This is a genomic window from Sagittula stellata E-37, assembly GCF_039724765.1.
GTDB classification, from domain to species: domain Bacteria; phylum Pseudomonadota; class Alphaproteobacteria; order Rhodobacterales; family Rhodobacteraceae; genus Sagittula; species Sagittula stellata.
Genome location: NZ_CP155729.1, coordinates 4,409,158 through 4,431,619 on the forward strand (window position 1 = coordinate 4,409,158; position 22,462 = coordinate 4,431,619).

19 protein-coding genes are annotated in these 22,462 nt (G+C 64.4%); 2 read left to right on the top strand and 17 right to left on the bottom strand.

Annotation, left to right across the window (positions count from 1 at the left end; all coding sequences use genetic code 11):
• Window positions 1-13: 13 nt before the first annotated feature.
• Entirely contained in the window at window positions 14-1,537 is a 1,524-nt protein-coding gene (locus ABFK29_RS20970) for an aldehyde dehydrogenase (NADP(+)) (protein WP_005862560.1), read from the top strand.
• Between the two features lie 338 nt (window positions 1,538-1,875).
• Here ABFK29_RS20970 and ABFK29_RS20975 read toward each other — a convergent pair whose 3' ends face one another.
• The 15 genes from ABFK29_RS20975 to rpsL all read right to left on the bottom strand — a co-directional run bounded on the left by ABFK29_RS20975 (window position 1,876) and on the right by rpsL (window position 14,974).
• Complete coding sequence (locus tag ABFK29_RS20975; RefSeq protein WP_005862561.1) at window positions 1,876-2,382, bottom strand: DUF3299 domain-containing protein; 507 nt, start codon at window positions 2,380-2,382, stop codon at window positions 1,876-1,878.
• Between the two features lie 31 nt (window positions 2,383-2,413).
• Window positions 2,414-3,664 carry an ABC transporter permease gene (locus tag ABFK29_RS20980; protein WP_347099823.1) on the bottom strand — a complete coding sequence of 417 codons (1,251 nt, stop codon included), beginning with the start codon at window positions 3,662-3,664 and terminating at the stop codon, window positions 2,414-2,416.
• Window positions 3,661-4,356, bottom strand: coding sequence for an ABC transporter ATP-binding protein (locus tag ABFK29_RS20985; RefSeq protein WP_232281613.1), 696 nt, complete (start codon window positions 4,354-4,356; stop codon window positions 3,661-3,663). Before ABFK29_RS20985 ends, ABFK29_RS20980 begins: the two co-directional genes overlap by 4 nt.
• Before the next feature lie 17 nt (window positions 4,357-4,373).
• Window positions 4,374-5,009: a zinc uptake protein ZrgA gene (zrgA, locus tag ABFK29_RS20990; RefSeq protein WP_005862779.1), complete on the bottom strand. Its 636-nt coding sequence runs from the start codon at window positions 5,007-5,009 to the stop codon at window positions 4,374-4,376.
• A 37-nt stretch (window positions 5,010-5,046) separates the two neighbouring features.
• Window positions 5,047-5,175, bottom strand: a complete 129-nt coding sequence (locus ABFK29_RS20995; protein WP_269725305.1) for a hypothetical protein — start codon at window positions 5,173-5,175, stop codon at window positions 5,047-5,049.
• On the bottom strand, window positions 5,175-6,380 hold the full coding sequence (locus tag ABFK29_RS21000; RefSeq protein ID WP_005862781.1) for a GTP-binding protein: 1,206 nt from the start codon (window positions 6,378-6,380) through the stop codon (window positions 5,175-5,177). The genes ABFK29_RS20995 and ABFK29_RS21000 overlap by 1 nt, the downstream gene beginning before the upstream one ends.
• Before the next feature lie 637 nt (window positions 6,381-7,017).
• The gene (locus ABFK29_RS21005; RefSeq protein ID WP_005862783.1) at window positions 7,018-7,314 is read right to left on the bottom strand and encodes a 50S ribosomal protein L23; all 297 of its coding nucleotides are present in this window, start codon (window positions 7,312-7,314) and stop codon (window positions 7,018-7,020) included.
• Window positions 7,311-7,928: a 50S ribosomal protein L4 gene (gene rplD / locus ABFK29_RS21010; protein ID WP_005862784.1), complete on the bottom strand. Its 618-nt coding sequence runs from the start codon at window positions 7,926-7,928 to the stop codon at window positions 7,311-7,313. Before rplD ends, ABFK29_RS21005 begins: the two co-directional genes overlap by 4 nt.
• Entirely contained in the window at window positions 7,925-8,764 is an 840-nt protein-coding gene (gene rplC, locus ABFK29_RS21015) for a 50S ribosomal protein L3 (RefSeq protein WP_005862786.1), read from the bottom strand. Before rplC ends, rplD begins: the two co-directional genes overlap by 4 nt.
• A gap of 10 nt (window positions 8,765-8,774) precedes the next feature.
• Entirely contained in the window at window positions 8,775-9,080 is a 306-nt protein-coding gene (gene rpsJ, locus ABFK29_RS21020) for a 30S ribosomal protein S10 (RefSeq protein ID WP_005862788.1), read from the bottom strand.
• 418 nt (window positions 9,081-9,498) lie between these two features.
• Window positions 9,499-10,256 (bottom strand): IS5 family transposase gene (locus ABFK29_RS21025; protein WP_085983406.1). Its coding sequence is split into 2 segments (ribosomal slippage): window positions 9,499-9,935 and window positions 9,935-10,256, totalling 759 coding nucleotides; the frame shifts between segments, so codons are not numbered across the junction.
• Window positions 10,257-10,485: 229 nt separating this feature from the next.
• Window positions 10,486-11,661, bottom strand: a complete 1,176-nt coding sequence (gene tuf / locus ABFK29_RS21030; protein ID WP_005862789.1) for an elongation factor Tu — start codon at window positions 11,659-11,661, stop codon at window positions 10,486-10,488.
• Window positions 11,662-11,748: 87 nt separating this feature from the next.
• Window positions 11,749-13,872, bottom strand: a complete 2,124-nt coding sequence (gene fusA / locus ABFK29_RS21035; RefSeq protein ID WP_005862791.1) for an elongation factor G — start codon at window positions 13,870-13,872, stop codon at window positions 11,749-11,751.
• Between the two features lie 235 nt (window positions 13,873-14,107).
• A complete protein-coding gene (gene rpsG, locus ABFK29_RS21040) occupies window positions 14,108-14,578 on the bottom strand; it encodes a 30S ribosomal protein S7 (protein ID WP_005862793.1) in 471 nt (156 codons plus the stop codon).
• Window positions 14,579-14,602: 24 nt separating this feature from the next.
• Complete coding sequence (rpsL, locus tag ABFK29_RS21045) at window positions 14,603-14,974, bottom strand: 30S ribosomal protein S12 (RefSeq protein ID WP_005862801.1); 372 nt, start codon at window positions 14,972-14,974, stop codon at window positions 14,603-14,605.
• A 935-nt stretch (window positions 14,975-15,909) separates the two neighbouring features.
• On the opposite strand from rpsL, the gene ABFK29_RS21050 reads away from it, so the two are divergent.
• Window positions 15,910-16,713 carry a putative rhamnosyl transferase gene (locus ABFK29_RS21050; RefSeq protein ID WP_005862805.1) on the top strand — a complete coding sequence of 268 codons (804 nt, stop codon included), beginning with the start codon at window positions 15,910-15,912 and terminating at the stop codon, window positions 16,711-16,713.
• 18 nt (window positions 16,714-16,731) lie between these two features.
• Here ABFK29_RS21050 and ABFK29_RS21055 read toward each other — a convergent pair whose 3' ends face one another.
• A complete protein-coding gene (locus tag ABFK29_RS21055; protein WP_005862807.1) occupies window positions 16,732-17,943 on the bottom strand; it encodes a PQQ-dependent sugar dehydrogenase in 1,212 nt (403 codons plus the stop codon).
• Window positions 17,944-18,155: 212 nt separating this feature from the next.
• The gene (gene rpoC / locus ABFK29_RS21060; protein WP_005862809.1) at window positions 18,156-22,409 is read right to left on the bottom strand and encodes a DNA-directed RNA polymerase subunit beta'; all 4,254 of its coding nucleotides are present in this window, start codon (window positions 22,407-22,409) and stop codon (window positions 18,156-18,158) included.
• Window positions 22,410-22,462 lie beyond the last annotated feature (53 nt).

The window sequence follows — 22,462 nt, forward strand, 5'->3', positions numbered from 1 at the left end:
AAGGGAGAGACATATGCCCAAGGACACATTCACCCCGCACGGCAAACACCTGATCGCCGGAGAATGGATCACATCCGACCAGACCTTCCGGTCCGAACCCGCGCACGGCCCGGCCCATGACTACGCCGTCGGCACGCCCGACCTGGTGGACCGCGCCTGCGAGGCGGCGGAAGAGGCGTTCTGGACCTACGGCTACACCTCGCGCGAGGAACGCGCCGCCTTCCTCAACGCCATCGCGGACGAGATCGAGGCACGCGCCGACCAGATCACCGAGATCGGCACGCAGGAAAGCGGCCTGCCCGAGGCGCGCCTTCAGGGCGAGCGCGGCCGCACCACCGGCCAGCTCCGCCTGTTTGCCACCCACATCCAGAAGGGCGACTACCTCGACCGTCGCCATGACGAGGCCCTGCCCGACCGCCAACCGCTGCCCCGCCCGGACCTGAAGATGGTGCAGCGCCCGATCGGCCCCGTGGCCGTTTTCGGCGCGTCGAACTTCCCGCTGGCCTTCTCCACCGCCGGTGGCGACACCGCCGCCGCTCTGGCCGCGGGCTGCCCGGTCGTGGTCAAGGGCCACTCCGCCCACCCCGGCACCGGCGAGATCGTGGCCGAAGCGATCCACGCCGCCATCCAGAAGACCGGCATGCCCGCCGGTGTCTTCTCGCTGATCCAGGGCGGCAAGCGCGACGTGGGCCAGTCCCTCGTGCAACACCCGCTGATCAAGGCCGTGGGCTTCACCGGGTCGCTGGGTGGCGGGCGCGCGCTCTTCGACCTCTGCGCCCAGCGTCCCGAACCGATCCCGTTCTTCGGTGAGCTCGGCTCCGTCAACCCGATGTTCCTGCTGCCCGAAGCCGCCAAGGCCCGTGGCGCGCAGATTGGCGAAGGCTGGGCCGGATCGCTGACCATGGGCGCGGGCCAGTTCTGCACCAACCCCGGCATCGCGGTGGTCGAGGCCGGCCCCGAGGGCGACGCCTTCGTGCAGGCCGCCGCCGAAGCGCTGAAGGGAGCCAGCAGCCAGTGCATGCTGACCGACGGCATCGCGCAGGCCTACAAGGACGGCAAGCAGCGCTTCGACGGTCGCAACGCCGTGCGCCCGGTTCTGGTGACCGACAGCGAGGGCCGCAACGCGCTGCCCAACCTCTACGAAACCGACGCCTCCGACTACCTGCAGGACCATGCACTGGGCGAGGAAGTCTTCGGCCCGCTCGGTCTTGTCGTGCGCGTCACCGGTCCCGACGAGATGGAGACGCTGGCCAAGGGTTTCGAAGGCCAGCTTACCGCGACGCTGCACATGGACGACGGCGACACGGCACTCGGCAAGCGCCTGATGCCCGTGCTCGAACGCAAGGCGGGCCGCATCCTGGTGAACGGCTTCCCCACCGGGGTCGAAGTGGCCGACGCCATGGTCCACGGCGGCCCCTACCCCGCGTCGACCAACTTCGGCGCAACCTCTGTCGGTACGCTGTCCATTCGCCGCTTCCTGCGGCCGGTGTGCTACCAGAACATGCCCGATGCCTTGCTTCCTGGCGACCTCGGCTGAGCCGGGCCACCACATCGAACGCCGAAGGGCCCCGGATCATGTCCGGGGCCCTTTTCACGTATGTCGTTCCGGACTTTGACCTTGCCGACCGTCCAGCGCACCTGCACTGCGCCACCCCCGAAGGTCAGCCACGCGCAGGACGGGAACGCGCCGTTGCTTCCGCCTGAGACGCGACGGCGGTCGTTGCAACGACCTCGGCCTTTCGCGCTGTGCGACAATCGCGGCATCGAAACGTCGTGCCGAAGGAGGGACGGACCACGCCGTCGGGAAAAAACAACCCGAACACCGCCCGACAGCGGCTACGATAACAACGGTCGAGGGGGCGGGCCGCTGCGGGTTCAGCGGTAGGGCACGATCCTGTCCGCCGAAAGCGCATAGCCCACCTCCGCAAGCTGTGTCTTCGTGGAGGCGGTCCCGAACATGCCCGTCACAGTCACCGGCTCGTAGAGCCCGTCGTTTTCGTATGGCTTCTCTGTCGTCACCAGCACGAGCTGGTTCGCAGGCGGCGGCGGGACGTGGATGCAGGCCCCGACATAGGGCACCAGCATGAAGGCGGTGATGCCCGCTCCCTCGTAGTCCAGCGGGATGACAAAGCCCGAAAGCTCGACCGTCTTGCCGTTGTACTCCGTCACGATACCGGTCGACATCGGCTGCTGCGAAGCCATGGAGGCCGCATCGTGCTCCACAAGGCCCTGAAGCGACGGCGGCAGCGCGGTCGACCCCTTGGGCATCAGATCGGCCCACTCAAGGGTGATGGCCTTCTCGGCACGGGCGGCATGCGGAAGGGCGACCGCACCCAGAGAGGCAAGCATCAGGCTTCGGCGGGACAGGGTGTTCTTTGTCATGAAAATGTCTCCGGGCTGCACGTGTCAGGGGTCAGTTGCGTACCGTCATACCGTCCGCCAACGACAGGCGATAGGCGCGGAGGGCGGGGAACAGGCTGGCGAGGGCCGCCGCGACGATCACGACTGCGAGAACGGCGCCCTCTTGCGCAGTCGGTGCGGTGATCGGCAGCCAGATCCCATAGGTTGCATCGATCCACGGCTGGCCAAGCGCCAGCCCCGCGTAGACCAGCGCCAGCCCCAGCAGGGCGCCCAGCGTCGCCATCAGCACCGCTTCCAGAACCAGCAGACCAAGGATCGTCGCGGGACGCGCGCCCATGGCCCGCCAGATCGCCATCTCGCGGCGGCGTTCATTCAGCGACGAGAAGATCATCGCCATCATTCCCAACAGCGCCGTGACCACGACCATGACCGAAACCGCCAGCAGCGCGGTTTCCGCCAGTCCGACGATCTGCCACAACTCCTGCAGGGCGACGCCGGGCAGGATCGCCAGCAGTGGCTCCTCCGGGTATTCGTTGATCCAGCGTTGCAGGCCAAAGATCTGCAGGCGGCTTTTGACGCCGACAAGCGCGGCGGTGATGGCGGTGGGTTGCAGGTCCATCTGGCGGATCGCCTCGACCGGGGTGGTTTGGCCGGGGATCTGCGCACCCGACTGCCAGTCGACATGGATCGCCTCGATCGCCTCCAGAGAGACGATCACCGTACGGTCCACCGGCGTCCCTGTCTTCTCGAGGATGCCGGCCACGCGGAACGGCTGGTCGTCATGTTCGGTGAAGGAACGCAGCCCATGCGCCACGACGATGGGATCGCCCGTGTCATAGCCCAGCGTCGCTGCCACGTCGGCGCCGATCACCGCATCGTAAAGGTCATCCAACCCGTGACCGCTGTCGAACGCCAGCGCCCGGCCACCGCGATAGGCGTAGTGGTCGAAGAAGGCAGCGGTCGTGCCCATGACGCGAAACTGCTTGTGGCTGTCGCCGAGCGAAATCGGCACGATCCAGTCGACCTCGTCTCGGGCCGCAATGTCCTGGAAGCTTTCCCAGGTCACATTGTTGGTGGCATTGCCGATTCGGAAGACGGAGTAAAGCAGCAGTTGTACCGAGCCGGAGCGCGCACCGACGATCAGATCCGTGCCCGAAATCGTATCGGTAAAGCTTGCCCGCGCGCCGGTGCGCATCTTCTCGACGCCGAGGAACAGCGAAACCGAAAGGGCGATGGCCAGGACCGTCATGCCGACGGTCAGCGCCCGCGCCATCAGCGACCCCCATGCCAGACGCAGGATCATGCCGCGCTCCTTTGCGTCGTGACGATGTCTTCGAGCCGCACGACCCGGTCGAACCGGTCGCCCAGCCGCGCGTCATGGCTGACCATCAAGAGCGCGGTCCCCGCGTCCTGCGCCTCTGCGAACAGCAACTTGAGGAAGGTGTCCTGCGTCGCGGCATCCAGCGCCGAGGTCGGTTCGTCCGCGACGATCAGTGCAGGTGTCCCGATCAACGCGCGCGCGGCGGCCACGCGCTGCTGCTGGCCGACACTCAGCCGCCCCGCGGCGGTGCTCAAAACATCCTCCGGCAGACCGAGCGCCTTGCAGAGTTTCTGCGCAGCGCCTTGCCCGGTACGCGACCGCCGGACAGGGGCAAACCGCAACGGCAACTCGATATTGTCCGATACACTGGCGTAGGGCAGCAGGTTGAATTGCTGAAAGATCACACCGATCCGTTCGGCGCGAAAGCGGTCACGCTGACCGGGGCGGAGGTTGGCAAGGTCGGTTCCCGCCACCTCGACCCGTCCGCCGTCGACGGCGTTGATGCCGCAGATCAGAGACAGCAGGGTCGACTTGCCCGAACCGCTTTCGCCCAGCAGCAGGACGCTCTCCCCGGCCTGCATATCGAAGCGCGGGCAGGTCAGCCGGAACCCGCCACGCCCACGCGCGCCCGGCCAGCCGAACGTTGCGTCGGTCAGCGATAACGCCGGGGTCATGGCGGGGTCCGTCATGCTCAGTTCAGAACCAGTTGCGGGGCGTCCCCGGTGATCTCTGCGGCACCGGCGCCTGCGTCAGTGACGTATTCCGCCTCGATTTCCTCGGCATTCGGGAAGGTGGCGAAGAAGGGGAAAGACACGGTGGTCAAAGCTTCCGGCGTGTCGCACACGAAGTGATAGTGCACCTCGAAAGCGCTGTGCGTGGCTTCGCCGTGATCTTCGTGCGCGCCGTCTTCGTCCTCTGCATGGTCCTCATCGTGATCGTCGTGACCGTGATCATCTTCACCGGCATGATCGTCGTCGTGATCCTCATGCGCTTCGTCGTGATCGTGGTGCTCTTCGGCCATCATCTCGGCCTCTGCCTCCTCAAGCGTACAGCCCGCCGCGACGTCCAGCACGACGCTCGACGCCGGATCGCCCAGCAGCGCCAGGGCCGCATCCACGGCGGCTTTGTCCGCATCGCTCGACGCGACGTGTTCGAAGCCGACGATGTCCATGCCGGGGGCTTCGAAAAGGATCTCCACCTCGTTGCCTTCGACGGCGATCTTCACTTCGGTCACGCCATGCACATGGGCGCCCAGCTCACGGTTCTCCTGCGCCATCAATGCGGTGGCAGAGACACTCAGGACAAGTGCGGTTGTCAGGGTTTTCATGTTTGGTCCTTTTCGTTTTTCTGAAGGGGCTAAGGGATCAATGCAACAGGGTCGCGACAGAGGGTGGATCGTGCTGCACACGCTCAAAGGTGTTTGCCTCAAGTGGCGGCAAGGCATTCTGGCTGACGAACGGGATCGCGGTGGCGATCCTCGGTGTGACGCGCATCAGGCCGCTTCCTCGGCCCGGCGCCAGAGAGGGAAGGGATCGGGCAGCGCCGGCAGGTCGTCCGGCCCGGAGGCAGAGGCCAAAAGACAGCCGTCCAGCCGTGCCTTCAACGCCGGCCAGTCGATACCCGCTCCGATGAAGACCAGTTCCTGCCTGCGGTCGCCCCAGGGCTCCTGCCAATGCGCGGCCATATAGGCACGGGCGCTGTCGTGCTGCGGGCGGCGCGCCTCTGGCACCGAGGCCCACCAGATGCCGAGCGGCGCGACCGAGGACAACGCCCCGGCAAGCGAGAACTCCGCCACCCAGTCGGGGCGGGTCGCGATCCAGAAGTGCCCCTTGGCGCGGATCACGCCGGGCAGATCGCCGTTCAGCACCTCGAATACCCGCTCGGGAACGAAGGGCGCGCGGGCACGGTACACGTAGCTGGCGACGCCGTATTCCTCGGTCTCCGGCGTATGATCGGCGAACCCGTACAGCTCCTTGGCCCACATGGGATGCTCATGTGCGCGCTCGAAGTCGAAAAGGCCCGTCTCCATCACCGCCTCTGCCGGAACGTCGGAGTGGTCGGCCAAGATGATCCGCGCATCGGCGTTCAGCGCGCGGATGATCCTGCAGGCCGCATCGACGCGCTCCGGGCCCGCATCGCTGACCTTGTTCAGAACCACGACGTCAGCGAATTCGATCTGATCGGTAAGCAGGTGGACGAGTGTACGCGTGTCGCCGTCGCCCGCTGTCTCGCCCCTGTCGGCCAGGAAGTCGTGGCTGGAAAAGTCGCGCAGCAGGTTCACCGCATCGACCACCGTCACCATCGTATCGAGCCGCGCCACGTCCGCCAGACTGTGCCCCGCCTCGTCGCGGAATTCAAAGGTCGCAGCCACCGGCAGCGGTTCCGAGATGCCGGTGGATTCGATCAGAAGCACGTCGAACCGCCCTTCGCCGGCCAGCCGCGCCACCTCTGCCAGCAGGTCGTCGCGCAGTGTGCAGCAGATGCAGCCATTGGACATTTCGACCAGCGTTTCATCCGTGCGGCTAAGCTCCGTGTCCGCCCGCACGAGGTCCGCGTCGATGTTGACCTCGGACATGTCGTTGACGATCACTGCCACGCGTCGCCCGTCGCGATTGTTCAGGATACGGTTGAGCAGCGTGGTCTTTCCCGCCCCGAGAAAACCGGAAAGTACCGTGACTGGAAGCCTGTCGTCTTGCATTTCGCACCTCGTTTCCCAGCGGTCGCCCCGGCAACGGCAAAGGCGCAATGAGACAGCCCTCCGGCACGGCCCGCCGGAGGATCTGAACCGCTTTCATAGTATCGTTTTGTCTTTCAGCCGCAGGTAGGCCGCACCCTCAAGCCATTGACTTGACAGCTCAATCCATCGGTTTCCCGCCTGCTTTCGCAGAATTGTTATTCTATAACGTACCACTTTCGCAACAAGAAAATCGAAGGTTCTCATGCCCAGGCCCCGACCGTCCGCGCGTCATCCGGGCTACCTTGGGTCGACGGGAACACGGAAACCTCACTGCGCGACGCGCAAGGAGAACACGACGAAGAAGACACGCGTCGCCAACGCGCAGATCGCGCCCAGCCGGACCCGGCCTTCCGAATGTTTGTTCCGAAAAGGGTCGTGTCAGCTAGAGGAACGCCTGCCCGCTGCCGAGCGGCGCCGCGAGCATTGCCCGAGCCGGACCACCCCTTACAAGTGACGCTCCAGGTATGGCGGCATCGGCGCCAGCCTCATCGGCGAGAGGAAGGTCATGGCCGAGAAGGCGCATGCGCAAACGCGAAAGGCCCCCGCACAACGGCGGGGGCCTTCGCAAAATCAGGATACGGGGCGTGCCCCGATCCGGTCAGAGGCCGGTGGACACGTCGATGGTGTTGCCCTCTTCGAGCATCACATAGGCCTTCTTCACGTCCCGACGCTTGCCGGTCTTGCCACGGAAACGCTTCACCTTGCCCTTGGTGATGGTCGTGTTCACGGCCTTCACCTTCACACCAAAGAGCGCCTCGATGGCTTCCTTGATCTGCGGCTTGTTCGCGTCGATGGCCACTTCGAAGACAACCGCGCCGTGCTCGGACGCCATGGTGGACTTCTCGGTGATGATCGGCTTGCGGATCACGTCGTACTGTTCTGCCGTCGCGGTCATTTCAGTCGAGCCTCCAGTGCTTCGACACCCGCCTTCGTGATCACCAGAGTGTCACGCTTCAGGATGTCATAAACGTTGGCACCGATGGTCGGCAGGACGTCCAGACCTTCGATGTTGCGGGCCGCCTTGGCGAAGTTCTCGTTCACCTCGGCGCCGTCGATGATCAGCGCGCGCTTCCAGCCAAGCTTCGACACCTGGGCGGCGAGCGCCTTGGTCTTGCTTGCGCCGTCGATGGAGTCGATCACGATCAGGGCACCGTTGCGGGCCTTGTCGGACAGAGCCATCTTCAGGCCGAGTGCGCGGACCTTCTTGGGCAGCTCATGGGCGTGCGACCGCGGGGTCGGGCCCTTGTAGATGCCACCCTTGCGGAAGATCGGCGCCTTGCGGGAACCGTGACGTGCGCCACCGGTGCCCTTCTGGCGGTAGATCTTCTTGGTCGAATACGACACTTCCGAGCGGGTCTTGACCTTGTGCGTACCGGCCTGCGCCTTGTTGCGCTGCCAGCGGACGACGCGGTGGAGAATGTCGGCGCGCGGCTCCAGCCCGAAGAGGGCCTCGTCCAGCTCGACTTCGCCAGCGGAACCGCCGTCGAGGTTGATTACGTCGAGTTTCATTCCTCACCTTCCTTCTTCTCGGCCTCGATGTCGGCCTCTGCAGCTTTCAGCTGCTCGGCTTCCTGCGCGGCCTGCTCCTCGGCGAGACGCTTGGCTTCGGCTTCTGCTTCCGCAGCGGCCTGGGCGGCGGCTTCTTCGGCGAGACGCTGAGCTTCCCTCTTGGAGCTCATCAGAGCTGCCGGAAGGATCACGTTCTCGGGGACGGGCTTCTTGACGGCGTCCTTGATGGTCACCCACGATCCCTTCGGGCCCGGAACGGCGCCCTTGATCATGATGACACCACGGTCGCTGTCGGTGCGGACGACCTGCAGGTTCTGCGTGGTCACACGCACGGAACCCATGTGGCCGGCCATCTTCTTGCCCTTGAACACCTTGCCCGGGTTCTGACACTGACCGGTCGAACCGTGGGAACGGTGGGAGATGGACACACCGTGCGTTGCACGCAGGCCGCCGAAGTTGTGACGCTTCATGCCGCCGGCGAAGCCCTTACCGATGGTGATGCCGGAGACGTCCACGAACTGACCTTCGAAGTAGTGGTCGGCGATGATTTCCTCACCCACTTCGATCAGGTTCTCGGGCGCCACGCGGAATTCCACGATCTTGCGCTTCGGCTCGACACCGGCGTTCGAGAACACCTTGCGCATCGCCTGGGAGGTACGCTTCGCTTTCGCGGTGCCACAGCCCAAGGCGACGGCGGAGTAGCCGTTGGTTTCATCTGTGCGCTGCGCGACGACCTGAAGGTTGTCGAGCTGCAGCACGGTGACGGGGATCTGCTTGCCGTCTTCCATGAAGACGCGAGTCATGCCGATCTTCTTTGCGATCACACCAGAGCGCATGGTTACCCCCTTATACCTTGATCTCGACGTCAACGCCGGCGGCGAGGTCGAGCTTCATGAGGGCGTCCACGGTCTGCGGAGTCGGATCGACGATGTCGAGCAGACGCTTGTGGGTGCGGATCTCGAACTGGTCCCGAGACTTCTTGTTCACGTGCGGGCCGCGCAGAACGGTGAATTTCTCGATCTTGTTGGGCAGCGGGATCGGCCCGCGGACCTGTGCGCCGGTACGCTTGGCGGTGTTGACGATTTCCTGGGTGCTTGCGTCGAGCACGCGGAAGTCGAACGCCTTCAGCCGGATACGGATGTTCTGGTTCATCGAACAGTCCTATTTTGGCGTTTCGGTTGAGAGGAGGATGGGCGACCACCGCACACCCTCATCGAACCGTAAGGGCGGGAATCACCCCGCCCTTGAACGTCCCTATGGACGTTGCGCGCGTATAGGCGGTTTGGGAGGGTGGGGCAAGGGGGGTGTTGCGCTGTGGGGAAGATGTATGAGCAGCGCATTGCAGACGCGCGCGGTTGCGATCCGAACCGTCGATCCACTTGATTTATCGCGGCCAAGTCCGAAGACGTCCGACACGCAGCGCCAGGCCCGACCAAATCGCAGCCGTGTGGGGGCGCGTCATCCATGCGCGGCGGCCTGACGGCCTTGATTCCGCGCTGGTTTGCGATCTCAACGACGCCCTGAAATTGTGGGATGCCAAGCAAAAGCTAGGGTCAGGACTCGTTCTCTCTCAAAGCCAGAAGATCACGGTCGCAGCGAGTGCGATCGCTGAGAAGAAGGTCTTTGGGCATCGGTCATAACGGGTCGCCACCCGTCTCCAATCCTTGAGCCTGCCGAACATGATCTCGATCCGGTTGCGACGCTTGTACCTGCGCTTGTCGTACGGGACGGGCGTCTTCCGTTTCGTCCGGCCCGGGATGCAAGGGCGTATCTTCTTGTCTTGCAAGGCTTCTCTGAACCAGTCGGCATCGTAGCCGCGATCTCCGAGCAGCCATTTCACGTCTGGCAGCCCGCCGACCAGCGCACGCGCCCCGATGTAGTCGCTGACGGGGCCGGCAGTCAGGAACAGGTCGATGGGCCGGCCATGGCTGTCGCAGACGGCGTGCAACTTCGTGTTCATGCCTCCCTTCGTCCGGCCAATCAGCCGTCCACGCCCCCCTTTTTCACGCCCAGGCTGGACGCCGTGCGATGGGCCTTCAGATGAGTTGCGTCGATCATCACGGTCGTCTCCTCACCATGCTCGCCCGCCAGCCCGGCCATGATCCGGGCGAAGACGCCTCTATCGCTCCACCGCTTCCAGCGGTTGTAGAGTGTCTTGTGCGGGCCGTATTCCCTTGGCGCATCTCGCCACCGCAATCCATTGCGATTGATAAAGATAATACCGCTCAGAACGCGCCGGTCATCAACCCGGGGCTTGCCGTGCGACTTGGGGAAGTAAGGCTCCAGACGCGCCATCTGCGCATCGCTCAACCAGTAGAGATCAGACATGTTCACCGCTCGTTTTCGAACGGTGAATCACGCTCGCTCAACCAAATCAATGGGTCCTGAACCTAGCCAAGCTCATGCATTGAAGGCAAGCCAACATAAAACAAAAAGGCCGCTCCGGTTGGGAGCGGCCTTCTTTAATCTTCACCGGATGCTGACACCGCATTCTCGTGAGCTTCCTGCGGAAGCCACTGCCATGCGGCATCACACTGGCAACAACGCTGGCGCGTTGTTACGCGACGATCTTGGAGACGACGCCCGAACCGACGGTGCGGCCGCCTTCGCGGATGGCGAAGCGCAGGCCTTCTTCCATCGCGATCGGTGCGATCAGCTCCACGTTGAACTTCAGGTTGTCGCCCGGCATCACCATCTCGGTGCCTTCCGGCAGCTCGACGGTGCCCGTCACGTCGGTCGTGCGGAAGTAGAACTGCGGACGGTAGTTCTTGAAGAACGGCGTGTGGCGGCCGCCTTCTTCCTTCGTCAGGATGTAGACCTCGCACTCGAACTTCGTGTGCGGGTTCACCGACTTCGGCTTGCACAGAACCTGGCCGCGCTCGACCGCGTCACGGTCGATGCCGCGCAGCAGCGCGCCTATGTTGTCGCCCGCTTCACCGCGGTCCAGCAGCTTGCGGAACATCTCGACGCCCGTGCAGGTCGTCTTCTGCGTGTCCTTGATGCCGACGATTTCCAGTTCGTCGCCGACGTTCACGACACCACGCTCGACGCGGCCGGTCACAACCGTACCGCGGCCCGAGATCGAGAACACGTCTTCGATCGGCATCAGGAACGGCTGGTCGGTGGCGCGCGGCGGCTGCGGGATGTACTCGTCGACAGCGGCCATCAGTTCGCGGATCTTGTTCTCGCCGATGGCTTCGTCACGGCCTTCGAGAGCGGCCAGGGCCGAACCCGCGACGATCGGAATGTCGTCGCCCGGGAAGTCGTAGGCGGACAGAAGCTCGCGCACTTCCATCTCGACCAGCTCGAGCAGTTCCTCGTCGTCCACCTGGTCGACCTTGTTCAGGAACACCACCATCGCCGGGATGCCCACCTGACGGCCGAGCAGGATGTGCTCGCGCGTCTGCGGCATCGGGCCGTCGGCTGCGTTCACCACCAGGATCGCGCCGTCCATCTGCGCCGCGCCGGTGATCATGTTCTTCACGTAGTCGGCGTGGCCGGGGCAGTCGACGTGCGCGTAGTGGCGGTTCTCGGTCTCGTACTCCACGTGCGCCGTCGAGATCGTGATCCCGCGGGCCTTCTCTTCCGGCGCGCCGTCGATCTGGTCGTAGGCCTGGAATTCGCCGAAGTACTTCGTGATCGCCGCCGTCAGCGTCGTCTTCCCGTGGTCAACGTGACCGATCGTGCCGATGTTGCAGTGCGGTTTCGACCGCGAAAACTTTTCCTTTGCCATGGTATTGGCTCCCTTTTCTTGTCGGATGGTGGGGTTGAAACCCACCCTACTAAGTTGGGTAGGGCGGGGTTTCCCCCGCCACCCGGCTTATGCGTACTTCGACTGGATCTCGTCCGAGATGTTCTGCGGAACCGGATCGTAGTGGTCGAACTGCATGGTGAACTGCGCGCGGCCCGAAGACATGGAGCGCAGGGTGTTGATGTAGCCGAACATGTTGGCCAGCGGCACGAATGCCTTGATCGCCACGGCGTTGCCGCGCGGTTCCTGACCGGACACCTGACCGCGACGGGAGGTCAGGTCGCCGATGATGGACCCGGTGTATTCTTCCGGCGTCACCACTTCGACGTTCATCATCGGTTCCAGCAGCTTCGCGCCGGCCTTCCTCAGGCCTTCGCGCATGCACATCCGCGACGCGATCTCGAACGCGAGAACCGAGGAGTCGACGTCGTGGAACTTGCCGTCCAGCAGGGCCACCTTGAAGTCGATCACCGGGAAGCCTGCCAGCGGACCGGAGTCCATGACCGACTTGATGCCCTTTTCGACACCCGGGATGTATTCCTTCGGAACCGCGCCGCCAACGATGCGGGACTCGAAGGAGAACCCTTCGCCCGGCTCTGTCGGGATGATCTCCAGCTTGACTTCGGCGAACTGGCCCGAACCGCCGGACTGCTTCTTGTGGGTGTACTGGTGCTCGATCTTGTGGGAGATCGTTTCGCGGTACGCCACCTGCGGTGCGCCGATGTTGGCCTCGACCTTGAACTCCCGCTTGAGGCGGTCGACGAGGATGTCGAGGTGAAGTTCGCCCATGCCCTTCATGATGGTCTGACCGGACTCGAGGTCGGTCTCCACGCGGAAGGACGGGTCTTCGGCGGCAAGACGCGCCAGACCTGCGGACATCTTCTCCTGGTCGCCCTTGGTCTTGGGCTCGACCGCGATCTCGATCACCGGCTCCGGGAAGGTCATGGTTTCGAGAACCACCGGCTCCTTCGCGTCGCACAGGGTGTCACCCGTGGTGGTGTCCTTCAGACCCGCCAGCGCGATGATGTCGCCTGCAAAGGCTTCCTCGATCTCTTCGCGGTTGTTGGAGTGCATCATCATCATACGACCGATGCGCTCTTTCTTGCCCTTGGTGGAGTTCAGGATCGAGTCGCCCTTCTTCATCACGCCGGAGTAGACGCGAGTGAAGGTCAGGGAGCCGACGAACGGGTCGTTCATGATCTTGAACGCCAGGCCAGCGAAAGGCATGGAGTCGTCCGCACGGCGCGGGATGTCACGGGTTTCCGTTTCGTCGCCCGGCTTGAAGCCCATGTAGTCCACGACGTCCAGCGGGGACGGCAGGTAGTCGACAACGGCGTTCAGCAGCGGCTGCACACCCTTGTTCTTGAACGCGGAACCGCCCAGCACCGGCACGAAGTGCAGCGCCAGCGTGCCCTTGCGCAGCAGTTTGCGCAGGGTCGGGACGTCGGGCTCTTCGCCTTCCAGGTAGGCTTCCATGGCGTCGTCGTCTTCTTCGACGGCCGCTTCGATCATCTTGCCGCGCCATTCGTCGGCAACGTCCTTCAGATCGTCGCGGATCGGGCCACGGACCCAGGAGGCGCCAAGGTCTTCACCCTTCCACACCCACTCTTCCATGGTCACGAGGTCGATCAGACCTTCCAGCTCGGACTCGGCGCCGATCGGCAGCGCGATCGGAACGGCGCGCGCACCGGTGCGGTCCTCGACCATGTTGACGCAGTTGAAGAAGTCCGCGCCGATCTTGTCCATCTTGTTGACGAACACGATGCGCGGCACCTTGTAACGGTCGGCCTGACGCCACACGGTTTCGGTCTGCGGTTCGACGCCGGCGTTGGCGTCCAGAACGCAGACGGCACCGTCGAGCACCGCGAGCGAACGCTCCACCTCGATGGTGAAGTCGACGTGCCCGGGGGTGTCGATGATGTTCATCCGGAACTTGGTGTCATCCGTGCCCTCGGGGGTCGGATCTTCCTGCCACTGCCAGAAGGTCGTGGTCGCAGCGGAGGTGATGGTGATGCCACGCTCCTGCTCCTGCTCCATCCAGTCCATCGTGGCCGCACCGTCGTGCACCTCGCCGATGTTGTGGGATTTGCCCGTGTAGAACAGGATCCGCTCCGAGCATGTGGTCTTTCCGGCGTCGATGTGCGCCATGATACCGAAGTTGCGGTACCGTTCGAGGGGATAATCGCGTGCCATGGGTATGGGTCCTCTGGGGGTAATCTCTGCGCGGGCGCTTAACCCTCGCCTCCGATAAGTTCAAGCGTCGCGTTGCCGCGAACGGCAAAGAGCGGCCAAAGCCCGTTCCCGGGCCCGGCCACTCCGGTGTGCGGATGTGTGGAGCACCCGTTTCCTGCCCCGACTCCCGGTCCGTATCCGAAGATCTCTCCGGCGGGAACGGGGCGGACGGGGCGCGGGTGCTCCGGCATCTGTCTTACCAGCGGTAGTGCGAGAACGCCTTGTTGGCGTCGGCCATCTTGTGCGTGTCCTCGCGCTTCTTCACCGCGGAACCACGGGACTGGACGGCGTCGATCAGCTCACCGGCCAGACGCTCTTCCATGGTGTTTTCGTTGCGGTTGCGGGACGCGGTGATCAGCCAGCGGATCGCCAGCGCCTCGCGGCGCTCCGGACGCACTTCGACCGGCACCTGGTAGGTGGCACCACCGACGCGGCGCGAACGCACCTCGACCGACGGCTTGATGTTGTCGAGCGCCTCGTGGAAGATTTCCAGCGGCGCACGCTTCACCTTGTTCTCGACGCGGTCGAGCGCGCCGTAGACGATGCTTTCGGCGACGGACTTCTTGCCGTCGTACATCAGGTTGTTCATGAATTTGGTCAGAACGCGGTCGCCGTACTTGGCGTCGGGCAGGACTTCGCGTTTTTCTGCGGCGTGACGACGGGACATGTCAGTATCCTCTTCTTCTCTGAGTTACTTCGGACGCTTCGCGCCGTACTTCGAACGGCGTTGCTTCCGGTCCTTGACGCCCTGGGTATCCAGAACACCGCGCAGGATGTGGTAACGCACACCCGGAAGGTCTTTCACACGGCCGCCACGGATCAGGACAACGGAGTGCTCCTGAAGGTTGTGGCTTTCACCGGGGATGTAGGAAATGACCTCGTAGCCGTTGGTCAGGCGGACCTTCGCAACTTTCCGCATTGCGGAGTTCGGCTTCTTCGGGGTGGTGGTGTAGACGCGCGTGCAGACGCCGCGCTTCTGGGGGCACTGCTCCAGGTGTTGGGACTTGGAGCGCTTGACTTTGGGCTGCCGCGGTTTGCGGATCAGCTGCTGAATCGTGGGCATGTAGACGTTATCCCCGTGCTTCTCACTTGGTGCCGGGGATCGGGCCCGGCGGGTTCAGGTCTGGACCTTTCCGTCCGGACGCCCGCGGGGCGCCCATGGAAAGGGCCGGTTCGGTGCGTCGCGGGCGCGCCGGGCAGAAACCCTTGCACACAAACGACTTTTGGTCCGCATCCGACCCCTTACCGGAGGGCCTACGCGGGGGCGTTCCAGAGGTCCCGGGCTTGCATCGCCCCGAACTTGATCGCAGTCTCTGTCATGAGACGGTGGTTCGGTATCAAACGGAAGCGCCCAGACAAAGCCCGGGCGCAACGGATTGAAGGCGCATATACGCAGAGTCGCCCCCCTTGTCAACAGCACCGCCCCCTGACCTGCCGGAAGCGGCCGGCATGCGCCCGTCAAGGCTGCGCGGCGCCGCCGCCGGACCGATGACAGACAGCGCTTCGGCGATGCTCCGCACCACTGGCCGCACCACATTCTCCGAATACGCCACCCATCGACGTGTCGCACGAACAGCCCGCCTGCGCATGTTCCGTCGACCTGCCGCCGCGCGGCGCCCCACAACGCACAACCGCCTCGCCCTCCGGCACGCGCGACAGCCCGATGACCGCGCCGCCGCAGCGCCCATCCCTGCCACATGATCCTTCGACCGGCCCCAGCCCCGCGCGTACGGGCTGGCGACAAAGCCGCGATGCACCGCCGCCCCAGCGTCCCGCATGCACCGCCGCCGCCTCTCAACAGCCCGCCGCAGCGCGACACCGTCCTTCATCTTGGCCCAAATACCTCCGCCGGAGGCGACCCGAGGAGAAGGCCGCAGGCCGCCGACGAGACATGAGGCGCGCGCGCCCGCGCGCCCCGCCGAACACCCCCGGCAGGCCATCGCTGGACAGCCGGGCCACCCCAAGGCACTCTCGCCGCGCACGCCGCCGGAGCCCTCAATGCAAGTGATCGGATTTTGTCGTTTCTCCTATCCCGCCGAAGGCGGCTTTCAGGTGGCGCATGACACGGCGGAGGCCCGCGCCGCCTACCTCTACGCCCCCGCGCGGATAGAGGAGCGGTTCCGCCACTTCGAAACCATCTGCCTGCCCTCGATCCGGGCGCAGACCGACCCGGATTTCCTTTTCGTCATCCTGATCGGCGACGCCATGCCCGCCCCCCTGCGCGCGCGGCTGGAGGCGCTGACCGCGGACATGCCGCAGGTCCGCATCCTCGCCCGTCCGCCCGGACCGCACCGCAGGGTCTGCCAGCAGGCGATCAACGCCGTCCGGGACATGAAGCAACCGAGCCTCCAGTTCCGTCACGACGACGACGACGCGGTGGCGCTGACTTTTGTCGAACGGCTGAAGGAGGCGGCACTCGACGCCGCCCCTCTGCTTGGAAAGAACCGTCACGTGGGCTTCGACTGGAACCGGGGCTACGTCGCCCGGCCGGATGCCGAAGGGATCTGCGGCGAGGTGCAGGTCACGCCGTTCTGGGGCGTCGCGCAAGCGGTCTACGTCCAGCCCGGCACCCGGCAGAGCGTGATGAACTTCGGCCACCAGAAGCTGATGACCTTCATGCCCTGCCTCACCTTCACCGACGAGGTGATGTACCTGCGCGGCCACAACGACCACAACGACTCCCGGCAAAAGAAACACGTCCGCCCGATCAGGCTGCCCCGCCTGAACGCAGAAGGCGAAGCGCTCCTGAAGGAACGCTTCGCCATTGATGCCGATCATGTCAGGCGCGTGTTCGGCGCCTGACCGAAGACCCGGACGACGTCAGCTCTCGCTGTCGGACAGGGTGACGTGGATGATCTCGCCATCGGCCTTGTCGGTGGCCAGCAGGAACGAGCCGTCCGCCAGCACCTCCACGTCGCGCACGCGTCCAAGATCGGTCAGCAGGCGCTCCTCCTCGGACACGGTGTCACCGTCCCAGCCGAGGCGCACGATGCCCGGCGCCACGAGCGCGCCGATCAGAAGGTCGCCGTCCCATTCCGGGAACATGTCGCCGTCGTAAAAGGTCATGTCGCCCGGCGCGATCACCGGGTCCCAGTAGTAGTCGGGCTGCTCCATGCCATCCTGGACCGCGACACCCTCGCTCACCTCCGAGCCGTCGTAGTTCACGCCGTAGGAGATCACCGGCCAGCCGTAGTTCTTGCCGGCTTCGGTGATGTTGATCTCGTCGCCGCCCGCCGGTCCGTGCTCCAGCGTGAACAACTGGTCGCCGCGCATGGCAGCGCCCTGCACGTTGCGGTGGCCGTAGGACCAGATCGTGTCGATGGCGTTCTCCTGCCCGACGAACGGGTTGTCCTCAGGGGTGGAGCCGTCCAGCGACACGCGCACCACCTTGCCGTAGGTGGTCGACAGGTCCTGCGCCTTCACACGCTCTTCCTCGGTAAAGTGCTCGCCCGTGGTGATGAAGGCGTGGCCGTTGCCGTCAAAGACGATCCGGCTGCCGTAGTGCATGGCTGCCGGGCTCGGCGGGTCCTGCACGAAGATGTCGGAGACCTCCGTCAGCTCGGTCATGTCCTCCGACAGCTTGCCGCGCGCCGCAGCGGTGACGGAGGTGCCGTCGCCCATGCCCTTGGCATAGGTGAAATAGATCCAGCGGTCCTCCTCGAAACCGGGGCCGACCTTCACGTCCAGAAGGCCCGCCTGCGTGCTGTTTCCGGCGGATTGATTGAAGATCTCCGGCAGGCCCGAGACCGGCTCGGACACGGTGCCGTCCATCTGCACCACGCGCAGTCGCCCGGGACGTTCCGTCACCAGAAGGCCCGCGTCACCGGGCAGCGCCTCGACGGCCCACGGATGCTCAAGCCCCTCGGCAAGCACGGTCTGCGTGTAGTCGTAGTCGGAGGTGACCAGCTCGGCCCGCGTCTGGCTATCGAAGGCCGGCTCGAAGTCTGCGTTGCGTTCGCCCCACTCGTGGGTCTGGGCCGCGGCGGGCGTGGTGGCCAGCGCGGCCATGGCAGTCAGCGAGATGCGTGTCATATGTGTCTCCCTTGTTCTCTGCTTGCCCAACGACCCGGTCCCGTCCCGGGGTCCACCGCCTGACGGTTTCGTGACCGGAGCGACAACACAGCGGCGCCGGACAGGCAAGGAATTGACGATCACGGAAACGGAGGGGCGCCCAAAGAAAAAGGCCCCCGCGCGGGCGGGGGCCTTTCGATGTCCTGCGGCCTTGCGACCGGGTCAGCCTGCGATCACTCGCGGCTTTCCGGGGTGTCGACGATCAGCGTGTCGAACTCGTCGCCACCCACCACGTCGTCTCCCACCGCGGCAGCCGGAGCAGCCAGCGCAGCGGCGGCTTCTGCCTCCTCGCGGCGGGCTTCGATCACCACGTTGTCGCGGTCGGTCGCGATCTTGCGGACCTTCAACGTCGCGCCACCCGTACCGGCCGGGATCAGACGGCCCACGATCACGTTCTCCTTGAGACCGATCAGCGTATCCTTCTTGCCCTGCACCGAGGCCTCGGTCAGCACGCGCGTCGTCTCCTGGAACGAAGCGGCCGAGATGAACGACCGCGTCTGCAGGGACGCCTTGGTGATGCCCAGAAGGATCGGTTCGCCCGATGCCGGACGGCCACCCTTCTTCTCGGCCTTCGCGTTGGCTTCGTCGAACTCCATCTTGTCGACGTGCTCGCCCTTCAGCAGCGTGGTGTCGCCGCTGTCGAGGATCTCCCACTTCTGCAGCATCTGGCGCACGATGACCTCGACGTGCTTGTCGTTGATCTTCACGCCCTGCAGCCGGTAGACGTCCTGCACCTCGTCGATCATGTAGTTCGCCAGCGCCTCGATCCCCATGATCGAGAGGATGTCGTGCGGCGCCGGGTTGCCGTCCATGATGTAGTCGCCCTTCTGGACGAAGTCGCCTTCGACCACCGGGATGTGCTTGCCCTTCGGGATCATGTACTCTTTCGGTTCCATGTTCTCGTCGGTTGGCTCGATCGTGATGCGGCGCTTGTTCTTGTAGTCCTTGCCGAAGCGCACGTAGCCGTCGATCTCCGCGATGATCGCGTGATCTTTCGGGCGGCGTGCTTCGAAGAGTTCGGCTACACGCGGCAGACCACCGGTGATGTCCTTCGTCTTCGCACCTTCGCGCGGAATACGCGCCACAACGTCACCGGCCTTCACCTCCTGCCCGTCTTCACAGGACAGGATGGCGTCCACGGACATCGGGTAGGTGATCGGGTTGCCCGCGTCGTTGCGGACCGGCTCACCGTCGCCGTTCACCAGGATGATCTCCGGCTTCAGGTCGTTGCCCTTCGGCGCGGCGCGCCAGTCGACCACGATCTTCTGCGTCATGCCGGTGGCATCGTCCGTCTCTTCGCGCACGGCAAGGCCGTTCACGAGGTCGACGTGTTTGGCGGTACCGTCCTTCTCAGCGATGATCGGCAGGGTGTAGGGGTCCCACTCGATCAGCTTCTCGCCGCGAAGGATCTCCTGGCCGTCGGTCACGAAGACCTTGGAGCCATAGCCCACCTTGTGCGACGCGATCTCTTCGCCCTGCTCGTTCACGATCATGATCTGCATGTTGCGGTTCATGACGATCTGCTCGCCCGCGACGTTGGTGATCAACGACGGGTTCACGAACTGGATCTTGCCGTTCTGCGACGCTTCGAGGAACGACCGCGAGGAACCCTGCGCAACGCCACCCATGTGGAAGGTCCGCATGGTCAGCTGCGTGCCGGGTTCGCCGATGGACTGCGCCGCGATGATGCCGACGGCTTCGCCGGTGTTCACCTTGGTGCCGCGCGCGAGGTCACGACCGTAGCAGGTCGCGCAGACGCCCTCTTCGGCCTCGCAGGTCAGCGGAGACCGGATGCGTGCAGTCTGCAGCCCCGAGTCCTCGACCATATCGGCCAGGCGTTCGTCGATCAGCTCGCCATGGCGCACCATGGTATCGCCCGAAATCGGGTGCACCAGGTCCTCTGCCGCGGTACGGCCAAGGATGCGTTCACCCAGCGAGGACACCACTTCACCGTCGTTGACAGCCGCCCGCGCGGTGATCGCACGGTCGGTGCCGCAGTCGTTCAGACGGATGATGCAGTCCTGCGCCACGTCCACCAGACGACGCGTCAGGTAACCCGAGTTCGCCGTCTTCAGAGCGGTATCCGACAGACCCTTACGGGCACCGTGGGTCGAGTTGAAGTACTCGAGAACGGTCAGGCCTTCCTTGAAGTTCGAGATGATCGGCGTCTCGATGATGTCGCCGTTCGGCTTCGCCATCAGGCCGCGCATCGCGCCCAGCTGCTTCATCTGCGTGACCGAGCCACGGGCCTTGGAGTGGGCCATCATGTAGACCGAGTTGGGCTCTTCTTCCTGGCCGGCGTCGTTGTAACGCTTGGCCGAGATCGTGCCCATCATGGCTTCGGTGACCTTGTCGTTACACTTCGACCAGGCATCGACAACCTTGTTGTACTTTTCGCCCTGGGTGATCAGGCCGTCCATGTACTGCTGTTCGAAGTCCTTCACCTGCTCGCGCGTTTCGTCGACCAGCGTCCACTTGTTGTCCGGGATCACCATGTCGTCCTTGCCGAACGAGATGCCCGCCTTGAACGCTTCGACAAAACCCATGCGCATGATCTGGTCACAGAAGATCACCGACTCCTTCTGGCCGCAGTAGCGGTAGACGGTGTCGATGACGGTCTGCACGTCGCCCTTGCGCAGGAGACGGTTCACCAGGTCGAAGGGCGCCTTGGCGTTCAGTGGCAGAAGCTGGCCCAGACGGACCCGGCCCGGCGTGGTGTCGAACCGCAGCCAGACTTCGTTGCCTTCCTCGTCGATCTGCTTGACGCGGCACTTCACGTTGGCGTGCAGGTGCACCTCACCCGCCGTCAGCGCGTGCTCGACCTCCTCGGGGGAGGCAAAGACCATGCCTTCGCCCTTCATGCCTTCGCGCGCGATGGTCACATAATAGAGACCGAGGATCATGTCCTGCGACGGAACGATGATCGGGTTGCCGTTGGCAGGCGACAGCACGTTGTTGGTCGACATCATCAGGACGCGCGCCTCAAGCTGCGCTTCCAGAGACAGAGGGACGTGGACGGCCATCTGGTCGCCGTCGAAGTCGGCGTTGAAGGCCGAGCAGACCAGCGGGTGAAGCTGGATCGCCTTGCCCTCGATCAGCGTGGGTTCGAACGCCTGAATGCCCAGACGGTGCAGCGTGGGCGCGCGGTTCAGCAGAACCGGGTGCTCGCGGATGACCTCGTCGAGGATGTCCCAGACCTCGGGACGCTCTTTTTCGACCAGCTTCTTCGCCTGCTTCACGGTGCTGGACAGGCCCTTGGCCTCCAGCCGCGAGTAGATGAACGGCTTGAAGAGTTCGAGCGCCATCTTCTTGGGCAACCCGCACTGGTGCAGCTTCAGCTCCGGACCGGTCACGATGACCGAACGGCCGGAGAAGTCGACGCGCTTGCCCAGAAGGTTCTGACGGAAGCGGCCCTGCTTGCCCTTGAGCATGTCGGACAGCGATTTCAGCGGACGCTTGTTGGCACCGGTGATGACGCGGCCGCGACGGCCGTTGTCGAACAGGGCGTCGACGGATTCCTGAAGCATCCGCTTTTCGTTGCGGACGATGATGTCCGGCGCACGAAGCTCGATCAGACGCTTCAGACGGTTGTTCCGGTTGATCACGCGGCGGTACAGGTCGTTGAGGTCGGAGGTCGCAAAGCGGCCACCGTCCAGCGGCACCAGCGGGCGCAGTTCCGGCGGGATCACGGGGATGACGGTCAGGACCATCCACTCCGGGCGGTTGCCGGATTCCAGGAAGCTCTCAACCACCTTCAGGCGCTTGATGATCTTCTTGGGCTTCAGCTCGCCGGTGGCTTCCTTGAGGTCGGCGCGCAGGTTCTCGGCCTCGGACTCGAGGTCGATGGCGGCCAGCATCTCGCGGATGGCCTCGGCACCGATGTTCGCCGTGAAGGCGTCCATGCCGTACTGGTCCTGCGCGTCGAGGAATTCCTCTTCGGTCAGCATCTGGCCGTAGGTCAGATCCGTCAGGCCGGGCTCGATCACCACGTAGTTTTCGAAATACAGTACGCGTTCCAGATCGCGCAGCGTCATGTCCAGCATCAGGCCGATGCGCGAGGGCAGCGACTTGAGGAACCAGATATGGGCGCAGGGCGCGGCCAGCTCGATGTGGCCCATGCGCTCGCGGCGCACCTTCTGAAGCGTGACTTCGACGCCGCACTTTTCGCAGACGACGCCGCGGTATTTCATGCGCTTGTACTTGCCGCAGAGGCATTCGTAGTCCTTGATCGGACCGAAGATACGCGCGCAGAACAGGCCGTCACGCTCGGGCTTGAACGTACGGTAGTTGATGGTTTCCGGCTTCTTGATCTCGCCGAAGGACCACGAGAGGATCCGCTCCGGCGACGCCAGCGACACCTTGATCTCGTCAAAGACCTTGGGCGGGGTCAGCGGGTTGAACGGGTTGTTGGTCAGTTCCTGGTTCATGTATTCCTCACAAATTCAGAGGGAAGCGGGGGCGCGAGGCCAAGATCTTTCGG

Bases quoted from the DNA above. Each gene is read 5' to 3' on its own strand.
- ABFK29_RS20970 (WP_005862560.1), top strand. From the start codon at position 14: ATGCCCAAGGACACATTCACCCCGCACGGCAAACACCTGATCGCCGGA.
- ABFK29_RS20975 (WP_005862561.1), bottom strand. From the start codon at position 2,382: ATGACAAAGAACACCCTGTCCCGCCGAAGCCTGATGCTTGCCTCTCTG.
- ABFK29_RS20980 (WP_347099823.1), bottom strand. From the start codon at position 3,664: ATGATCCTGCGTCTGGCATGGGGGTCGCTGATGGCGCGGGCGCTGACC.
- ABFK29_RS20985 (WP_232281613.1), bottom strand. From the start codon at position 4,356: ATGACCCCGGCGTTATCGCTGACCGACGCAACGTTCGGCTGGCCGGGC.
- zrgA (WP_005862779.1), bottom strand. From the start codon at position 5,009: ATGAAAACCCTGACAACCGCACTTGTCCTGAGTGTCTCTGCCACCGCA.
- ABFK29_RS20995 (WP_269725305.1), bottom strand. From the start codon at position 5,175: ATGCGCGTCACACCGAGGATCGCCACCGCGATCCCGTTCGTCAGCCAG.
- ABFK29_RS21000 (WP_005862781.1), bottom strand. From the start codon at position 6,380: ATGCAAGACGACAGGCTTCCAGTCACGGTACTTTCCGGTTTTCTCGGG.
- ABFK29_RS21005 (WP_005862783.1), bottom strand. From the start codon at position 7,314: ATGACCGCGACGGCAGAACAGTACGACGTGATCCGCAAGCCGATCATC.
- rplD (WP_005862784.1), bottom strand. From the start codon at position 7,928: ATGAAACTCGACGTAATCAACCTCGACGGCGGTTCCGCTGGCGAAGTC.
- rplC (WP_005862786.1), bottom strand. From the start codon at position 8,764: ATGCGCTCTGGTGTGATCGCAAAGAAGATCGGCATGACTCGCGTCTTC.
- rpsJ (WP_005862788.1), bottom strand. From the start codon at position 9,080: ATGAACCAGAACATCCGTATCCGGCTGAAGGCGTTCGACTTCCGCGTG.
- tuf (WP_005862789.1), bottom strand. From the start codon at position 11,661: ATGGCAAAGGAAAAGTTTTCGCGGTCGAAACCGCACTGCAACATCGGC.
- fusA (WP_005862791.1), bottom strand. From the start codon at position 13,872: ATGGCACGCGATTATCCCCTCGAACGGTACCGCAACTTCGGTATCATG.
- rpsG (WP_005862793.1), bottom strand. From the start codon at position 14,578: ATGTCCCGTCGTCACGCCGCAGAAAAACGCGAAGTCCTGCCCGACGCC.
- rpsL (WP_005862801.1), bottom strand. From the start codon at position 14,974: ATGCCCACGATTCAGCAGCTGATCCGCAAACCGCGGCAGCCCAAAGTC.
- ABFK29_RS21050 (WP_005862805.1), top strand. From the start codon at position 15,910: ATGCAAGTGATCGGATTTTGTCGTTTCTCCTATCCCGCCGAAGGCGGC.
- ABFK29_RS21055 (WP_005862807.1), bottom strand. From the start codon at position 17,943: ATGACACGCATCTCGCTGACTGCCATGGCCGCGCTGGCCACCACGCCC.
- rpoC (WP_005862809.1), bottom strand. From the start codon at position 22,409: ATGAACCAGGAACTGACCAACAACCCGTTCAACCCGCTGACCCCGCCC.